This is a genomic window from Methylocapsa polymorpha (assembly GCF_045689225.1).
GTDB lineage: Bacteria > Pseudomonadota > Alphaproteobacteria > Rhizobiales > Beijerinckiaceae > Methylocapsa > Methylocapsa polymorpha.
The window spans coordinates 2,407,170-2,425,374 of the sequence record NZ_CP136862.1; the positions used below are offsets into that span (position 1 = coordinate 2,407,170).

The 18,205-nt window shown below is 62.0% G+C and carries 13 protein-coding genes and 1 tRNA gene; 2 read left to right on the forward strand and 12 right to left on the reverse strand.

The genetic code is table 11. The features are described from left to right. Window positions 1-5: 5 nt before the first annotated feature. From RZS28_RS11050 to RZS28_RS11060, 3 genes are all read right to left on the reverse strand, one after another. Window positions 6-6,362, reverse strand: a complete 6,357-nt coding sequence (locus tag RZS28_RS11050) for an AAA domain-containing protein (protein WP_407337816.1) — start codon at window positions 6,360-6,362, stop codon at window positions 6-8. Further along, the gene (locus RZS28_RS11055) at window positions 6,359-8,671 is read right to left on the reverse strand and encodes a hypothetical protein (RefSeq protein WP_407337817.1); all 2,313 of its coding nucleotides are present in this window, start codon (window positions 8,669-8,671) and stop codon (window positions 6,359-6,361) included. The genes RZS28_RS11050 and RZS28_RS11055 overlap by 4 nt, the downstream gene beginning before the upstream one ends. A gap of 186 nt (window positions 8,672-8,857) precedes the next feature. Continuing rightward, window positions 8,858-9,835 (reverse strand): hypothetical protein, encoded by a 978-nt coding sequence (locus tag RZS28_RS11060; RefSeq protein WP_407337818.1) that lies wholly within the window; start codon window positions 9,833-9,835, stop codon window positions 8,858-8,860. 229 nt (window positions 9,836-10,064) lie between these two features. Here RZS28_RS11060 and RZS28_RS11065 point away from each other — a divergent pair, with 229 nt between their 5' ends. Both RZS28_RS11065 and RZS28_RS11070 read left to right on the forward strand, forming a co-directional pair. Further along, window positions 10,065-10,445, forward strand: a complete 381-nt coding sequence (locus RZS28_RS11065; RefSeq protein WP_407337819.1) for a DUF1778 domain-containing protein — start codon at window positions 10,065-10,067, stop codon at window positions 10,443-10,445. Then, window positions 10,364-10,888, forward strand: a complete 525-nt coding sequence (locus RZS28_RS11070; RefSeq protein ID WP_407337820.1) for a GNAT family N-acetyltransferase — start codon at window positions 10,364-10,366, stop codon at window positions 10,886-10,888. The genes RZS28_RS11065 and RZS28_RS11070 overlap by 82 nt, the downstream gene beginning before the upstream one ends. Window positions 10,889-11,464: 576 nt before the next feature. On the opposite strand, the gene RZS28_RS11075 is transcribed toward RZS28_RS11070, so the two are convergent. The 9 genes from RZS28_RS11075 to RZS28_RS11115 all read right to left on the reverse strand — a co-directional run bounded on the left by RZS28_RS11075 (window position 11,465) and on the right by RZS28_RS11115 (window position 18,132). Then, window positions 11,465-11,540, reverse strand: a tRNA-Thr gene (locus RZS28_RS11075). A gap of 176 nt (window positions 11,541-11,716) precedes the next feature. Beyond that, entirely contained in the window at window positions 11,717-12,430 is a 714-nt protein-coding gene (locus tag RZS28_RS11080; RefSeq protein ID WP_407337821.1) for a nicotinate-nucleotide adenylyltransferase, read from the reverse strand. Beyond that, entirely contained in the window at window positions 12,427-13,725 is a 1,299-nt protein-coding gene (locus RZS28_RS11085; RefSeq protein WP_407337822.1) for a glutamate-5-semialdehyde dehydrogenase, read from the reverse strand. The genes RZS28_RS11080 and RZS28_RS11085 overlap by 4 nt, the downstream gene beginning before the upstream one ends. 21 nt (window positions 13,726-13,746) lie before the next feature. Then, window positions 13,747-14,907: a glutamate 5-kinase gene (gene proB, locus RZS28_RS11090; protein ID WP_407337823.1), complete on the reverse strand. Its 1,161-nt coding sequence runs from the start codon at window positions 14,905-14,907 to the stop codon at window positions 13,747-13,749. Then, the gene (gene obgE / locus RZS28_RS11095) at window positions 14,904-15,944 is read right to left on the reverse strand and encodes a GTPase ObgE (protein ID WP_407337824.1); all 1,041 of its coding nucleotides are present in this window, start codon (window positions 15,942-15,944) and stop codon (window positions 14,904-14,906) included. Before obgE ends, proB begins: the two co-directional genes overlap by 4 nt. An 85-nt stretch (window positions 15,945-16,029) precedes the next feature. After that, window positions 16,030-16,740 (reverse strand): GNAT family N-acetyltransferase, encoded by a 711-nt coding sequence (locus RZS28_RS11100; RefSeq protein ID WP_407337825.1) that lies wholly within the window; start codon window positions 16,738-16,740, stop codon window positions 16,030-16,032. Between the two features lie 197 nt (window positions 16,741-16,937). After that, window positions 16,938-17,213 carry a 50S ribosomal protein L27 gene (rpmA, locus tag RZS28_RS11105; RefSeq protein ID WP_407337826.1) on the reverse strand — a complete coding sequence of 92 codons (276 nt, stop codon included), beginning with the start codon at window positions 17,211-17,213 and terminating at the stop codon, window positions 16,938-16,940. 95 nt (window positions 17,214-17,308) lie between these two features. Continuing rightward, entirely contained in the window at window positions 17,309-17,665 is a 357-nt protein-coding gene (gene rplU / locus RZS28_RS11110; protein WP_407337827.1) for a 50S ribosomal protein L21, read from the reverse strand. Window positions 17,666-18,075: 410 nt separating this feature from the next. Beyond that, the gene (locus RZS28_RS11115; protein ID WP_407341104.1) at window positions 18,076-18,132 is read right to left on the reverse strand and encodes a hypothetical protein; all 57 of its coding nucleotides are present in this window, start codon (window positions 18,130-18,132) and stop codon (window positions 18,076-18,078) included. Between the last annotated feature and the right edge of the window lie 73 nt (window positions 18,133-18,205).

The window sequence follows — 18,205 nt, forward strand, 5'->3', positions numbered from 1 at the left end:
CGCCATTAGTTGCAGATGAAGCGAGAAAGAAGGCTGCGGCTGGTAGAGGCTTCCACCAAACTATCGGACATCATGTCGCCAGGCTGATGGACGCAAGCCGGGCAGCCATCGATACAGAGTCGTGCGTGAAGGCGAAAAACCTGCTCTGCTAGGCGCCCTTCCGCGCTGAGGGATTCATCCTGCACCGAACCTTCGATGCGACCATAGGCCCGCAATAGTTGGCCGGTTGCGGAGTCCAGTTCCTCTTTGGCCGTTTCCACAGCGGCGCTCGTCAATTCCCAGGCGGTGGGTGAGCGGCCGAGTTGCCCCGCAAGGCGCCGATCGACAGCCGCAACCGCGGCGGCGATGTCGTAGAGCGCGAACTGGTCGAGACCAATGTGCTCTTGATCGAAGAGGATTCGCAAAGCCACGGCCGGGATGGGCTCGCCAGGGAGCAGACCAAGGGCCGCAGCGAGCGCGCTCAGCGCGGCCGGATCGCTTGGGTCAAGGGCGCGCCAAGAGTCATAGTTCTCTAACTGGCTCAGCAATGAGGTCACGGCCGCGTCTTCTCGCGCGTTCGGGCATCCGCCGATGAATCCATCAAACCAGTGCGTCATAGCTTCATCGAACCGCTCGATAAACGATCGAGTTGTTCCGTCTCCGAAGGCACCGGCTTCGCAAATCGTTATCGTTGCGTCGCTCGCCTGTGAAAACTGGATAGGCAGACGGACGTGCATGATGACCTGACGCTCATCTCCATGCGCGACGCGAAGGAAGGACTCCTTCAGCCGGTTGGCGAGCGCGTGCGTAACGGCGCTCTCCAGATAGGCCAGAAACCGATCCGGTTGGCGCGTCGCCGCAACAGCGGCTTGAAAGACCCGCTGGAAGGCTTGGCCCGAGAGACTCTCGGCGACTCGCTGCACGCGAGCGGCGCTGAGGAGCGGATGGTGGGACAGGAGACGGGTACGTGTATCCTCGAAGAGTTGCGTCAGACCCGCGCCGCTCCAGAAGCGCATCAGGTGGTTCAAACGCTGCCGCAAGTCCTGATCGGCGGCCGCACTGACCATCAATTCTGCTGCGCGCCGGGCATCGAAGGTGTTGATCCCGGCCGCTTGTGCGCCTGATTCGACCAAGAATCGGAGCATTTGCGCCAGGTGCCATTGACGGCTTGGCCCATCACCGGCCAATCGTGCAGCTTGATCCACGGCGAACGCCTTTAGGCGGTTAGAGTTCAGAGCAAACCGAATCCCCTCCGTCTGCACATGATAGCCGTGCAGCATGGGGCGACCATCATCGGGCGCTGTGAAGATCTGTGAGAATACAGCCGATTGGTTAGGTGGACCTTCGAGGTTCAATTCGGCGTCGGCGCCCCAGTAGACCCGTGCCAAGGCGAGCCCTGTCTCCCGTCCCCCCACGCCGTCGCCGAGAAACGCCTCCACGCGGTCCACCCACGCGCCGATATCCGCCGCCGGCAGCGCACGAGCACGATCATCTGATGCCTTGAGGATAGGAAATCCCCGGAGAAATCCACGCGCATCGTCACGTATCCGCTCGCGCTCATGGTCATTCCCGTGAACACGTTCGACGACGGGAGCAGCAGGGTCAGGGACGGCCCAGTCGGACTGCCAGCCTGAGCCGTGCTTGCGGCCCAAAGTCTCCAACGTCATCCGGCCCGGCCGGAAGTAGTCGGGAGACAGGTTCGCAAGCACCGGACGTACATCATCGGGCAGGCGCGTCAGCCAGGCTTCTGGATCGTCACCAAACGGTCGTCGGCGCGCGCCACGACTATAGTCATCCGGGGCAAGCCAAGGCCCGACCCCGTTGATCGGCGGGCGCCAGTAAACCTCTATTGGGTTGAACCGGCGACTCGCATTGCCAGGTGCAGCTAAAGCGAGGGCTAGCGCGACATCTTCCGAACGTTCCGACTCAGACCCGGCATGTACGGCCAGACTAGGAAGATTGACAGTGTCGAAAAGGAGGTCCGGTGCCCACTCCATCGCCTCCCGAAGATGCGAGAGATACTTCGGCGAGGGACCAGCTTTGACGGTCGCGCGCGCCTTCGCCCAAAAGGCCGACAGGTTGTCTTGATCGAACTCCCGCCAAGCCTCCGGTCCAAACACGCGGGTCACCAAAATTTCGGCTTCGGCGAACGCTTCGGCCGTTGGGTTCGCTAGGTCTAAAGGCCCTCCCTCACGGCGATATCGGCGCGCCAGGGCATCAAGAATCGTCGCCAGAAGTTGGCCGCGGCGGACAAAGTGGTTGTTGGGGTTGAGGGGTGTGTCGAAACCCGCCGGGGAGATCATATCCTGGGGCTTCCGAAACCACCAAGTGTCGCGACTGTTGTAGAGCGACAGAGTAACGCCCGTAATAGGCCGATCGTCGGTACGGCGGCCTCCTCGCCCCTTGCGTTGGATGAAGCTAGCGAGATTGCGCGGCGCGTAATGCTGATAGACTAGCGAGATGTCTGGATCGTCATACCCTACCTCTAGGGACGAGGTCGTAAAGATCACGTCTGAATCCTTAATCAGCGCCTCGACACGTCCCGCTGTGCCCGAAAAGATGGGCTGCTCCGCGACCCGAAGTGCTCGGCCCGGACGGCACCGGCCGCGGGCTCCGGTCTGGTGGCTATCTGTAGCGGCGAAAAACCAGCACTCGCCGTCGACGAAAACATCGCACCCGAATGGCTGGCCACAACACACGTCGCGCGGTGCCCCAGTGATCGGGTCGTCTGGGTAGAGCCGCGTTCTATACGCGGCTAAGTTCTTCAGGGACTCAGCGTCGTCATAGGCCGAGTGAAGCCGGCGGAGTTTGTCCACAGAGTCCAGGAAGACCAGGCTTCGAAACCCTCCTTGATCACCGGTGCGACGGCGCATCCCGTGGGCGAGCGCCATAACCGCTTGGATGGTGGTCGAGTTGCCGGCGACATCTTTGCCACGTGATTCGACCTCAGGCTGGACGAAGTAGAAGTATTCGCGGCCGCGAGGGTTGAGCGTCTTCTCGTGGGCGTACGGAGTCAATAGGACGGCACCTTGGCGGTCGATAAGCCGTTCCCAAGCACGCGCGGGGTCACCGAGCGTTGCGCTCATGCCGATGGCCAACATGGGGCCCGCAGCGACGGCGTTTACCGCGCCCCGCGCAGCGAGTCGCCGCAGTGCGAAGCCGACCTGAGCGCCATGGACATGAGAATAAAGGTGAATTTCATCGGCGAGCAACGCGCGTGGCGACGCGAACTCGGGATCATCGCCGAACAAGCGGCCATAACGGGGATCATGAAGCCACTGATGAAGAGAGTCTGTCGTAGGCAGGAACAGCGCGGGCGGCTGGACCCGCATACGTTCCTTCGATCCAATCCACCCGCCGTAGCGCCAAGCGCAGCCGGTGCAGGAGAGTTCGTCCACGCCGTCGACGCCGGCGCCTTCCTGAAGAAGGAGGTCGGCGCCGCACGCGGGGCAGGCGAAGAGCGGAAAGGCAAAGGAACCGGAGCCAAGGGATACCCACCCCGCAGCCTGCTCCCGGTCCGCCAGAGCGCCCAGCCGCTCAGGCACTTGGCTGACTTGCAAGCCAAGCGTGACCGTGGGCATGCCCTCCTCCTCGGCGACGGCAGCGAGATACCCGGCCAGACGCTGCGCCTGGTTGGCCGCAAGGCGGATACGGGGATAAGTCAAGATCGCGCGGACGCCGCAAATGCCCCGGAGTGTGTCGGCCGTCGCAGCGGCGATCAGCGGAAGGGCGGCAGCCTCGGTTTTGCCCGAGCCAGTGTCGGCGGCGATCACGAAGGTGTCGCTGGACACGCCGCCCCAGGCTTGGCTCAAGGCTGCCAGACTACGTGCTTGAAAGGCCGCAAGCCGCGCATCAGCGCCCCATTGACGCGCCAGAGCGTTTGACAGGCCACGGAGCGCCCGTTGATGTTCATTGGGTAGGCCCGGTTCGACAGTGGCGAAGGCCTGATCAAGCCGGTCTTGCCGCTCGGGCTTGTGTCGGTCTCGGAGTTCGACTTTTAAGCTGCGGACGAGGTAGGGCCGCTGACCGGAATCGTCGCGCTGGAACCGCTGTTTGACCTGTCGGACTTCGCGCGCCATCTCAGCCATCCTGCTGCGCACGCGGCCGTCCTCTGCCAAAAGCACCCAGCCTGCGGACGACAGGCGCCATAGCGCCGCCGTCGCGGCTTGCCGCGAAAAGGTCGCACCATCGACGAGCGAGGCGATTGAGGTCCAGGCTTCGAAGACCCCAAAGTTGATCCTCGCCGCCTCAAGGTCCTCCAGCGTGTTGAGAACGCGAAAATCATCCTCAGAGAGCGCTTCGACGTCTTCAACTGCCGCAACGTCAAGATTCGGCTCGTCGGTGCCCCGCCAGTCTACGGTCAGCCACTGGCCATTCATGCCCAGTTCAACCAATCCCTCATCTTTCAATTGGTCGAGAAGCGGTCGGAACACGTCGCGCCCCTCGCCGTCCATCCAGGCGAACCGTTCGCGGACACGCCAATAGTAGGGAGCGAATCGGCTTTGTCGGGCCTGGCGGACAACCTCCTCTAACCGAGACCGGACGGTCGTTAGGTCCGCGGGAAAGACGTGCCGTCGAGGGTCAAGTGGCTTGGCGACCCAGAAGGAGGGACGATCCGGCCGCGGCTGATTGAGCACAATGAAGCCCATCGCGTGCAGCTTGGCGAGGTCTGGCAAGAGGTTGCCCCGCGTAGCCATTCTCTGGGCAAGATCCGAAAGGCTGGCTGTGCGATAGGGTGATGCGCTGCCAGCCTTGACCACCGCGTCCAGCAGATCTTGCAGGTACGGGGTGAGCGTCTCCGGCACCGTATCGGCCTCAACCCCTTCGCCTGAGCGGAAGTTTTCGAGTTGAGGCGGCCCGTCGAACCCTAGCAGTCGAATCTGAACCATAACGGGGACGCCGGTGGGGTCGCGCAGCGCGGCGGCCCCTGTGGGCGCCGCGCTGAACACAAATTCCCGCAGGATCTCGGCTTTATCCATTGCCTCTTGGTCGCCCGGGACCGCGTCAAGAAGCCGTCGACTTACCAGCACGATGAGTTTGGTTTTGGCACGCGTCGCCGCTACGTTGAGCCGTTCAGGCGCAAAGATGAAATCGGCTTCCGCTAGTGCGAATTCGGCGTCGGCCACGCAGTAGGAAAGGATAACGGCGTCGCGCTCCTTTCCCTGGATCCGATCTACGGTTTCGACGAAAGCACCAGCACCGACGCCGTCTGGCAAGGCCGAGCGGATCGCCGTGTTCTGGGCGCGATGGGGGCTGACGACGGCCAATTGTTCGCGCCAAAGGTCGGGCCGATAGGCGCCGTTTACCCTCGCGCCGATCATGCGATCGGCCAGGCGGGTCGCGAGTCTGGCGGCGATGGCAGCTTCGAATGGATTCTTTGTGGCCGCCGCCGGGCCGTCATGAAGCAAAATCGCGATCGGCCAGTCGGGGTCGAGGACAGCAGCTTCCCAGCCTTCGAGTCCCTCGCGCCAACCTTCGATGAGGCGAAGCTTCTCAGTGGGGACCGCCGACTCATATTTGCCGGCGTAGAACTTCCGCTCTGGAAACGCGGCCAACGGCCCGTTGAGGCGGAAGGTCGTATCGAGGGCGAACTCCGGGACTTCACCGGATTTGAGGAAGGTGTAGAGCGAGCCGCCGAGTTCACGTCGCCCGAGCTTGATCTCGCGACCGGCGCGGATCGGCGGCAACTGCTGATCGTCGCCGGCGACCACCACGCGGCCTTCCCGCTTCAATCCTGCAAGCGCCATGAGACCTTGGCCAAGGACGACCTGAGAGGCCTCATCAACGCAGATCAGATCGAAGAGTTCGGCGGTGAAGCCGTCGCCGCCTGCTTCTGGACGTTCCATGAGCCGGTAGAGTGACCAAATGGATCCGCCTATCACCACGGCTTCAGGCTGAAGATCGGTGAGGGCCGCCGTGCCCTCAGATCCGAAGACCGATGGCCGGTGGCGGACCAGTGGCGACAGCCCCGCAGCCGGGCCAGCGCCGACGAAGTGCGTTTCGAACGCGCCGGGCGCATAGGTCGCCGCACGCTTGGCGACCCCATCTAAAACATTACCGATCGCGTTTCGGGTGAAGCCGCTGACAAAGACGCGTACTGGCAATCCCGCCGCCCGACGGGCGTGGATGTAACCGAGAATCAACCAGGACAGCAGATGCGTCTTACCCGTGCCTGGCGGGCCGAGCACCAGACCGGCGCGCGCATTTGCCATTCCTTCCCAAGCAGCGACCTGAGCTTTGACCAAGGGCAGGTCGCTCGCCGCGGCGAGCGAGGGCTGCGCGAAGCTGGTAAGGCCGGCGAGCCAGATGTCTGGATCAGAGGCGGAGGCTGCAAACGCCTTTGGATCGCGAAGGAAGCGGAGGATTTGATCTCGCGTGCTCATGCGATTCTTTCGGCCGCGAGGTAAGCCAGAAAGGCGGCGGCCTTCGGAGTATTCGGGTCTCTGAAGCTGCGATCGACGCACCAACCGCCCTTGGAAGTCCGGCGCATCAATTGCTGAAACAGGGCTCCTCGGTAGACACTATCGGACACCTCAATCTGGATCTGGTCGCGACGGTCTTCGTATCCCTCGCCTGCGGCGCGGATGCGGCATTCGACAAATGGCCAGAGCGTCGAATCCAATCGCAGATCGGGGGAATCATCGGTCAAGATCAAATCGAAGTTCCCCGGCCCAAGCTCGCTTTCGCGGCTCTCTTCCGGGACATTGAAGAGCAGGATCTGGCTGCGGCCATATCTCCACTGCTTGGCCAAGGTCAGGCCTGCCAGGCACCGACCCGCGTCTCGCCGCCGCGTGCTCGGCTGGGCCAAGCCGACAAGGGCCTCAAGCAACCCTGCGCGGTTCTCCAGCAATTCGCAAGCGAGCAGCACATCCAAATCCGCGGCGTTGAGCGGATCGAAAGTCGCCTGGAACCGAAACGGCTTCTTCGCCAGGCGAAGAAGCGGTCCACCGGCTGCCGTCGCCACGGCGTTCTGCGCAAACAGCCACTTGATGACGCCTTGAAGCGCGTCAAGACGCGCGCTCACGTCCTCGACGATCGCAGACGTTGGGACGGCGCTTGGGTGTCGCTCTCGTATCGGACGGATCACGTCGATTGACAGCAGGGACGAAAACGGCCGCGCGAAGGCCTCAGAGGGACGATACGGCGCTTCGGCGCCTACGAGCGCCAAAGCTTCGCTAGTTTGGTGCAGGTCGTATGCCACGACAACAGGCAGGGCGTAGAGTTGTTCGAGCACGCTGCGTATAGCAGTTGCCGGGAGGTGATGCACGCCACGAAATTCGGGTTCCGGGACAACCTCTTCAGGCGGGAAGAGTCGCACGAGATGGAGCAAGCCCTCGCGAATTATCTCATTGTCCAGATGCCGGCCGATAGCCTGCTGCAAATTCGTTGCCTCGGCTGGTTCGTAGAAGAAGATGTGGGCGTAAGCGCCGTTGGGGGAACCAGGCGGCAGAGCTGCATTCACCGCGTCGATTTGGGTGAGATCCTTGATGAGGGCGCTCAGAACGCGGATCATCGCTGCGGCTTCCTCGGAGAGGCTGCCGCTCCCGGGAATCTCGATCCGTTCGGTGCGGACGACGCCATCTTGAACCCGGCGATAGCCAATAGCGGCGATTCGATCGTCGACTGGATCGTGGTCCACCGACACCATTAGGACGGCGTCGGCACGCGGCGGCATCAGGAAGGTGTGTTCCTCGTCCGTTCGGATCACTGCCCCTGAAGCCAGAGCCATTGCTCGCGCTGTAAGTAAGGGCGCTCGGCGGCTTAGTGACCAGCCAAAGCTCGGCGCACCGACGAGTCCAGCAGCGTTGGCCAGTTCGGCCACAGAATCCAACTTCAGTCGTAGTAGGGCGCGTTTACCTTCGTGTGTGAGGCCCGGGACGGCGGAGACGTCACGCCGGTTCGGCGGAAGTTCAGGTGCGATGCTTTTGGAGCAGTGACCCAAGTACTCACACTGCTCGCATTTGAAATAGAGATGGAAAAAGGTTTGGTCGACGTTGGGGCCGATCCGTTTGGCAGCGATCTTCGGGAGAACATCGTTGCAAAACTCGTCGACCAATCTGAGGTAGGGGGCGAGGGCGAAACGTTCGATTTGCCAAGCGTCTCCTTCCGCGGTTCCGTCATCGGGAATGCGCCAGATCTCCCCGAACGAGTCGAGTTGCACGGCGGCGGGCGCGGAAAGTTTCAACTCACGCAGCAACTCTTCCAGGACGCGAACATAGAAGGCCACTTGAGTCTTGTGGTACGCGGTCGCGCGCCGCGTCGCCTTGACATCAATGATCGTAAACAGACTTCGCGCTGAGCGGTCGGCCGTCGAACGCCGGATGAGATCGGGAAGGTTGCGGTTAAGACTGAGTCCGGTACCCTCGAGAAACCGTGGAGGATTTCGGGGGGTCAAATTGGCCTGCGCAATGTAGGAGACAGTCAGCTTGCCTCGCAGAAACGCGGTCGTACTGGCCTCATCCAGCGGATCTTTGGACCGAGCGGGGCGGCGGACGCCCTCTTCGCGATCGAGTCGTTGCACGACGCGCGCTTCGTAGGCTGTTCCCAAGGCAGCCCAGTTCGCTTGCCGCACATCCTTGATGACCGGCACAGCCGCGAGTTCGTCGTTGGTTGACAACTCGAAGCGTATTTTGCGCTCGCACCTGTATTGAAACCACGACTTGATCGTGGAGCCGCTGAAACCCTTGCTCATTCCCATCCTACGGACTCAGTCTTGCGACAAGGGACTGCTAAACCAATGCATTAAGCAAGATTTTGATGTTAGCGGCTTAAATGGATCGCGCGCTCGCTTTAGGAAAGCGTGGTTCAAATAGCGATGTTGATTACGAACTGGTCATGGAGCATCCACGAGCTTGAAGACTATCACGAGAGCTATTCATCATTTTTCGAATATCGCAAGAATATTCATGTCGGGCTCTTGTTTCATGGTCCCAACTAAGCGTAGTCCATGTTTCATCCCGCGTTTCACAAAATTGTAAGCAAATACTCCCGTGTCATAGTCTCCCTGCGGACATACATGCAGGTGGACGGTTCCGCCAGCGCCATCTACACAGAGACGATAGTCGATCCATCGTATACGGCCGTTCTCGCTTGCAGCCTGTTCGATGATAGCCATAGCACGTGTCGCGCTGAAGTTAGTACGGAACCAGTCCCAGTAGTCTTTGCGGTCGGACCCTCGATCTTCGTCGAACCGAGCTTCAGGGTAGACGGGTGGTCGCTCCCCGCTCTTTGCCAGAAGTTGGTCAAACAGCGTGATGACTTTGTTATTTGTGAATTCAGCTGCGGTAGGGATTAAAGGGATCCCTGGCGGCAAATCGACGAATGCAATTCCTCGCGGGGTCTTAGATATCCACTTAGGATCGAGCCAATTACCCGTCGCCAGCGTCCGAACAAATTCTAAACGTTCTGGGGCCCCGAGAAGATAGAACACACAAAGTTGTTCGAGTTGCCGCTGGGGTGTGCTTATGGGGTGGAAGGTAATTTGGCCTCCTGTTGTATCAGTTTTCTCCGTGGACTTTTTAATTTCACCGGCAGCACCCGCCTCAGCGTTAAACGGTAAGAACGGTGCGAGCATTGCTTTAAACGAAACTCCCATCTTGCGTTCGAGTGCGCTCTTCTGTGCTTCGGACGCGGTAAGGGTCACCGTCCCATCATGATAAGTTGGCCGAACAATCGCGTCATAGATACCTTCGATCGCTTGGCGATCTATAAACATTGGCGCATCGCGGAGCCAGCCGAGTTCCCCGGGTAAGTCCGCCACCCCCAATTGGTCAGGTCCCGTGGGTTGGCGAGCCATCGGGCTACCCGTTCCTGAAACCGGAACCCTCGGTTCTGCCGTTTTTTGAGTGGTGCCCATCAACGTCGACTCCAATGAATCGCGCCCGCTTCAGCGCGAACGAAATAGGAACACGCGTATGCCCGCAATGTCAACGGTCACATCGGCATTCTGTTCTGCGGCGAGGCTTCGTTTTGGCGGTTGTTGTCCTCAATTTCGACGGCTAAATCGGACCTTCACCGCCAAATGCGCAAATCGGGCGGCTGAAAAAGTTGGTCAAATTGACGTACATATGTGGTCGGAGGTGACCATGACCACGGCCATAAAGAGCGACCGAAAGCTTCGGGAAGAGCGGCTTGGGTTTCGGGTCGATGAACCGACGAAGGCTCTTATCGAACGGGCAGCGCAACTCGAACGGCGCAAGCTGACGGATTTCTGTATAATGGCGCTCACGGACGCCGCCCGGCGGACAATCGCGGAGCATGAGACACTCGTCCTGTCTGACCTGAATCTGGCCGCCTTCTCGCTTGCCCTGGTCCAATCCCCCAGGGCAAGCGAACGGCTTCAGCGTGCGTTCGCGGAGCATAAGCGCTGGGGGTCGTGCCGTGAATGGCGAAGCGGCCATCCGAAGATCTTCGGATTGGGCTGCTCGACGAGGAGCACGATCCGGGCAGCTTTATCTGTGGCGTAGCGATCCTGGATCGCTACCGTAAGACCCAGGCCACGCAGGAGGTGCGCCGGAAGACAAATGCCGAGTTCATACTGAGCGACCGCGGTGAGCCAGCGTACATCTTGGGCTGCTACACCCTTTGCGCGATGGCGATCTCCCAAGGCGAGATACCGGAGGCGGCCCGCAATCATGTCCCGCGTTATCCGTTGGTCGGCGCCACCTTAATCTGCCGACTGGCCGTCGCAAAGGAGCGTCAGGGACAGCGACTGGGCGCGGTTCTTCTCGCCGATGCATTGCTGCGGGCGTTCGAGAGCGCCAGCACAGTTGGGTCCTCGATGGTCGTGGGCGATGCGCTCGACGAATCGGCGGGCGGCTTCTACGTGGCGCATGGGTTCGTGCGATTGCCCGACTCGCTGCGGCTTGTGCTGCCGATGCGTCTTGCGAGCGGGACAGCTAAGGGATGAGCTTCGCACCCGCCTCGTCATCAGCGTCGGGGAAGCAAAATCGGTCGCGCGCACCGGTTCGTGGAGCGCGGTGGCTCCAATTGTGGCTGGTCGTGCAGGCGGTGCTTCCGTCCTGCTTCAGCAGCCAAGAGCAAGCTCAGGGAAATCTGCTAAGTATTTGAAAAGTGGCGCGCCCGATAGGAATCCAACCTCTGGCCTCTGCCTTTGGAGGGCAGGAAGCTTGTTCCCCGCCGTTTGAGAACTGGCATGGCACTGCGTCGCACAGGCGGGAAACTACGACTTTGGAACGTCAGGTAGGCTATTGAAATAAATTTGAGACAACGCCAGTTCCAGCGAGAACAATGGCTTATCCAGTCGGGGGGCATTGCCGTAAGCGACCCCGCTACCGTCTTTCCCCGCACGCGACGGGCGGCTGCAGCGCGCAAATTTCTCGACCAAGTGTCGAAGCGAAGGCGTCTGCCTGGTCGAACGTTGGCCTCGTTGATTGCGCTTTTGCCAGCGGCTTCTAAATGGCTTCTAATTTCTCTAAAATTCTAATTCTGGCTTGACGTGCTTAACATAAGTTATTGATTTTACTGGTGCCGGTTGCAGGAGTCGAACCCGCGACCTACTGATTACAAATCAGTTGCTCTACCAACTGAGCTAAACCGGCATTATGCGCATCGTCCGTCTTCCCTTGCGCGTTCCGCTTCGATAATCCCTTGCGCGGGGCTGGGCTTCTTGGCATTTGACATCGCCGCCGTCATTTGTCGGGCGTAGCCAAATCTTGAGGGGCGATTGAGTCATTTCTATACTTTCTCTGGCGCCCCCTGAAAAGGGCGCATCATGTTATGGGATGGCCTCTCGGTTGGTTTCGGCCTTCGCAGTCGGCGGCCCGTTTGTCGCGCTCGCCGATCTCTGGCGATCGGCTAATCCCGTTCGGTCTTCTGCCCGCAGCGCCGTCGAGGAGAGGGGCGAACGCGGCCCGTGGAGAAAGACGAAGGCCGGCGGCGGGGCGGTCGCGAGGCGGGCGGCTCGCGCCTCATCAAGCCTATAAGGCGCCAGCACTTGGCCGGCGCGGGAAAGCGTCGCGCGCAGAGTCGCGCCGGGGCGATCAACCGCGCAGATCGGAACCAACCCGGCGATGTCGCGCCAGCGCTTCCAGCGATGAAAGCCCGGCAAATTATCCGCTCCCATCAGCCAGACGAAATGGACGCCAGGGCACCGCTGCTTCAAATAGGAGATCGTTGAAAAAGTGTAAGGCGCGCCGAGCGCTGCTTCAATCGCCGTGACCTCGATCCGCGGATGCCGGGCGAGCTTGCGCGCCGCCTCCAGCCGCAGGGAGAGAGGCGCGAGCTCCCGCGCGTCCTTCAGGGGATTGCCGGGGCTGACCAGCCACCAGATGCGGTCGAGCCGCAGCCGCTTGAGGGCGAGAAGGCTCGCCGCTCTATGGCCTTCATGCGGCGGATTGAAGCTGCCGCCAAAAAGCCCGACGCGGAGCCCCGGCGCGTGCGGCGGCGGTCTGACGGTGAGCGCGGCCGGATGCGCCAGGCCCGAGGTCACGGACGAATCTGTCCGTCGCCATGGACGCGATATTTGAAGGAGGTCAGCTGCTCAAGGCCGACCGGGCCCCGCGCGTGCATCCGTCCGGTTGCGATGCCGATTTCGGCGCCGAAGCCGAATTCGCCGCCGTCGGCGAATTGCGTCGACGCGTTATGGATTACGATGGCCGAATCGACTTCGGCCAAGAAGCGCTTCGCAGCTTCTGGGTTCTCGGTCACGATGCAATCGGTATGATGCGAGCCGAAATTTTCGATATGCGCGATCGCCTGTTCGAGGCCGTCGACGACGCGCACGGCGATGATCGCGTCGAGATATTCGGTCGACCAATCGGCTTCGCTCGCCGGCGCGACCCTTGGGTCGATCGCCAGCGTCGGGAGATCGCCGCGCACGGCGCAGCCAGCGTCGAGCAACATGGTCACGAGCGGCGCGAGATGGGTCGCGGCGCAGGCGCGATCGACCAGAAGCGTCTCGGCCGCGCCGCAAATGCCGGTGCGCCGGAGCTTGGCGTTGAAGACGATGGCTTTCGCCTTGGCGAGATCGGCGCCGCGATCGACATAGACATGCACGATTCCGTCGAGATGGGCGAAGACCGGCACGCGCGCTTCGGCCTGGACGCGGGCGACGAGGCTCTTGCCGCCGCGCGGCACGATGACGTCGAGATTGCCGTCGAGGCCGGCGAGCATCTCGCCGACGGCGGCGCGGTCCGTTACAGGCACGCGCGCGATCGCGGCCTGCGGCAGCCCGGCGTCGATCAGGCCCGCGACGAGGCACTCATGGATCTTGGCCGATGAGAGGAAGCTCTCCGAGCCGCCGCGCAGGATCGCCGCATTGCCGGCCTTGAGGCAAAGCGCGCCGGCGTCGGCGGTCACCGCCGGGCGGCTTTCATAGATGACGCCGATGACGCCGAGCGGCGTCGCGACCCTTTCGATGATGAGGCCGTTGGGGCGCTCGAAACGCGCGAGAATGCGCCCTACGGGATCGGGGAGGGCGGCGATGGTTTCGAGACCTTTGACCGTGGCTTCGATTTGCTTGGCGTTGAGGCGAAGACGATCGAGGAAGGCGTTCGCGGCGCCATTGGCTGTGGCGGCGGCGACATCGCGCGCATTGGCGGCGAGGATAGCGTCTTTACGCTCGCGGATCGCCGCGGCGGCTGCGAAGATGGCGCGGTTCTTGGTCTCGACGGAGGCCAGCGAAAGCGCATGCGCGGCTTTTCGCGCCGCGCGGCCGAGCTCGGCCATGATTTCGGCGACGCTGTGTTCGTTGTCGGCCGGCTCGACGAGTTTCAGAGTTTCCATGCGCGCCGCTTTCGTGTGGCCCTAATCGCCCGCGACGACCATGTCGTCGCGGTGGATGATCGCGGCCCGGCCGGGGGCGCCGAGCAATGTCTCTATATCCTGCGAATTGCGCCCGGCGATCAAGATTCCCTCGCTCGCGTCATAGGCCACGAGGCCGCGGCCGATCTCACCGCCCTGGGCGTTGCGTATCAAGACGCAATCGCCGCGGGCGAAATTGCCCTCGATGCGGGTCACGCCGGCGGGCAGGAGGCTCTTGCCGCTCACGATCGCCCGCGCCGCGCCGGCGTCGACATGCAAAGCGCCGCGCGGCTCCAGCGATCCGGCGATCCACTTTTTTCGGGCCGTCACCGGATTGGAGCCGGTCAGGAACCAGGTGCAGGGCCCGTCATTGATGCGCGCGACCGGATGCTCGACCCTGCCGTCAGCGATCAGCATATGCGCGCCGCCGGTCGTCGCGATCTTCGCGGCTTCGATCTTGGTTCGCATGCCGCCGCGCGACAATTGCGAGCCCGCGCCGCCCGCCATGGCTTCGATCTCCGCGGTCACGCGCGGGACGATCGGGATCAGCGCGGCCTCCGGATCTTCGGACGGCGGCGCCGTGTAGAGGCCGGCGACATCCGAAAGCAGGATCAGGAGATCGGCGCTCGTCATGGTGGCGACCCGCGCGGCGAGCCGATCATTATCGCCATAGCAAATTTCGGAAGTCGCGACCGTGTCATTCTCGTTGATCACCGGCACCGCGCGCAGATCGAGGAGACGGCCGATCGTCGCCCGCGCGTTGAGATAGCGGCGGCGCTCCTCCGTGTCGCCGAAAGTCACCAGAATCTGCCCCGCCGTGATGTTCAGATCGGCGAGAACCTCCGCCCAGATCCGCGCCAAGGCGATCTGGCCGACGGCGGCGGCGGCTTGGCTGTCCTCGAGCTTCAGGCCGCGGTCGGGGAGCTTCAGAACCGTCCGTCCGAGGGCGATGGAGCCGGAGGATACGACCAGCACGTCAGCGCCTTGCTTGTGCAGGGCGGCGATGTCCTGCGCCAGCGACACGAGCCATGACCGCTTGACGCCGCCTTGCGCCCGATCAACGAGCAGGGAGGAGCCGACCTTGATGACGATGCGACGAAAATTTTCCACGCGCGGCAAGGCGCTCGGCGGCGCGTTCGCCAACGAAGCCTGAGCAAAGCTCACGGACGCCACTCCGCCTCGACGCCCGGATGCGCCTTTTGCTGCGTCGCTTTCTCCTCGTCGATGACCTTGAGAAGCGCGCGCAAGGTTTCGCGCATATTGGCGCCGGTCGCCGCCGAGAGGCGCAAGGGCGTATGTTTGGCGGCGCGCTTCAGGCGCAGGATTTGCGCTTTCAATGTCTCCGGATCGACGGTGTCGATCTTGGACAGCGCCACGATCTCGGGCTTGTCGGCGAGGCCTTCGCCATAGGCTTCGAGCTCGCGGCGCACCAGCTTATAGGCCTTGCCGGCATGTTCGACGCCGGCGTCGACAAGATGCAGCAGCACGCGGCACCGTTCGACATGGCCGAGAAACCTGTCGCCGAGGCCATGGCCTTCATGCGCGCCTTCGATCAAGCCCGGAATGTCGGCGAGAACGAATTCTCGGTCGTCGCAGGCGACGACGCCGAGCTGCGGATGGAGCGTGGTGAAAGGATAATCCGCAACCTTCGGCCTTGCCGCGCTGACGGTGGCGAGGAAGGTCGATTTGCCGGCGTTCGGCAAGCCGACGAGTCCGGCGTCGGCGATGAGCTTCAGCCGCAGCAAAAGGGTGCGCTCCTCCCCGGGCTGGCCTGGGTTGGCGCGGCGCGGCGCCTGATTGGTCGAGGTCTTAAAATGCGTATTGCCGAAGCCGCCATTGCCGCCGCGCGCGAGCCGGATGCGCTGTCCGACCGCGGTCAAATCGGCGAGGAGAGCCTCGCCTTCCTCATCGAAGATCTGGGTTCCCGCAGGCACTTTCAGTATGGCGTCCGCGCCCTTGCCGCCCGAGCGGTTCTTGCCCATGCCGTGCATGCCGGTCCGAGCCTTGAAATGCTGCTGATAGCGATAGTCGATCAAAGTGTTGAGGCCGTCGACGCATTCGGCGACGACATCGCCGCCTCTGCCGCCGTCGCCGCCGTCCGGCCCGCCGAATTCGATGAATTTTTCGCGCCGAAAGGATAGGCATCCGGCGCCGCCGTCGCCGGACCGGATGTAGACCTTGGCCTGATCAAGAAATTTCATGAGGCATCTTTATCTGAACGAGAACAAGCTCGTGTTTCTATCGTCTCGCAACCGCTCGGGCCGCGCAAGGGCCTGAGGCGAAGAGTCAAGCTTCGGGTCGGCGCAGGACGGATTCTCCAAGAGCGGCCAATGCTTCCGCCTCCCGCGTCTGATGCACCATGGGGCGCATCGGCCGGGTCAAAGGGCGCCCCGCCCAACCCTCGCCCGAAGCTTCTTCCGGCGTCCTGGCGCAGGCCGCCGCATAAGCCTTGCGATCGAGCTGGAAGCGGTCGCAAGGATGCAGCCCCCCGCGCGCCGCCAGAAAATCGAAACCTGTATCGAGATAGGCGAAACCGCATTTCTCGAGAACGCGGCGAGACGCCGGGTTGATAGTGCGCGCATTGGCGACGATGCGCTCTGCGGCGGTGAGGCTGAAAACCGCCTCGATAACCGCCTTCGCGGCTTCGGTCGCGAAACCTTTGCCCCTGGCGGCCGGCGCTACAATATAACCGAGCTCGATGTCTCGGGTCTCGGACAAGGTCGCGCTGACGACGCCGATCGTCGGACGGGCGCCGCTTTTTTGGACCATTACCAGGACGAGCGCTTTTCCGTTCGCATTGTCGCCGCGCGACTTCAGGATGAAGCGCTCCGCTTCGCCATGCGGATAGGGATGGGGGATCGCCGCCGTCATGCGGGCGGTTTCCGCAAGGCTCGCAAAGCCGGCGATCGCCGCGGCGTCGCAAGCGCGCGGCCAGTGCAGCCAAAGCCGCCTCGTCTCGAGGCGGAAGATGTCGTCAGAGGTCAAATCCGGGAACATGCTGGCTCCGGTCGGCGGATCGATATTTTAGATCCTGCGCCAAAAAAAGAGCGGTGGTATGGCTATCCCACCTTCCCTTTTAAAACCCTTGCGGGTTTACCGGACTTTTTCCCCTGGATTTCAGGAGCGCTTTTCGCGAAAGAAAAACCAAGTCCACCGGGTCCGTGGGATCAGGTGGAGGTCTTTCTGCTCCACCTTTATTCTGCGGCCTCTACTTGCGGCAAAGCCACAATCGATACGTAAGCTCGGCCATTCGCTTTGGTTTTGAACTCCACCTTGCCTTCTATCAAAGCAAATAACGTGTGATCCGTTCCAATTCCGACATTGGCGCCTGGATGCCACTTCGTGCCGCGTTGGCGCACGAGGATATTGCCGCCGACGACAGCTTCTCCGCCAAATTTTTTCACGCCGAGCCGCCGGCCCTTGGAGTCGCGGCCGTTGCGGGACGAGCCGCCTGCCTTTTTATGCGCCATCGAACTGGCTCCAGATCTTTCTAAGGGAGATGCGCATGGCAGCGCCTCCGCACACTATAATTGAATTTTGCTTAAGCTCAAAGCATGAACACATGTCACTCGGCGGTGGCCGCCTCGGCATGGCCCGAAGGCTTGGCGCCGCCGGTCAGCACCTCGGTGATGCGAACCAGCGTCAGGTCCTGACGATGGCCGCGCTTGCGCTTTGAATTTTGCCGCCGCCGCTTCTTGAAGGAGATGACCTTCGGCCCGCGTTTGTGCTCAACAATCTGGCCGGCGACGCTCGCGCCTTCGACGAAAGGGGCACCGAGAGCCGGCTCGCCGTCGCCGGAGAGCAGCAGCACATTGTCGAAGGTCACGATATCGCCGGGCGCGCCTTCGAGCGTCATCACCGTGATCGTGTCTTCGGCGGCGACGCTATATTGCTTGCCGCCGGTCTTGATGACTGCGAACATCGTGTTCCCTCATGTTCAATCCGGCTTTGTCCGCGGGCGCGCGTCCCGGGGAGCCGATGTCTTGACGGCCCCGCAAAGCCTATCTCTACGCGACGATCATGTCCCATCGGGACCTGCAAGGTCAAAAACCGAGAAGTTCATGGGCCGCGCGGCGCAAACGAAAAACGCGGCTATGACGCCGCGTCGAATTCACATTCGTCTATGAAATCCAGCGCCCTTTGTCAACTGTTCGAGCCGCCGGTCGAAACGCTTCCGAGGCAAGCCCGCGCCAAGCCGCGCCGCATTTGAGCCATCTTCGGCGGGTCTTGTCCATTATTGGAGGAGGATCTATCGCGCGGCATGCAGACCAACCCCGTTGCGATTGGGGAAACGTGAGAATTCTTAAATCTTCAGCCCCGACCGGTCCGCGTTCAGAAATCGCGTGAGACTTTTGAGAAGTCTGCTTTCGAAAGATCTGCTCCTGACATATCTGCGTGGGGGGCGGCGCGCCGCGGATCGGCGTCATTTCGTCTGTTTCATTCGCGCTTCGGCAATTTGATC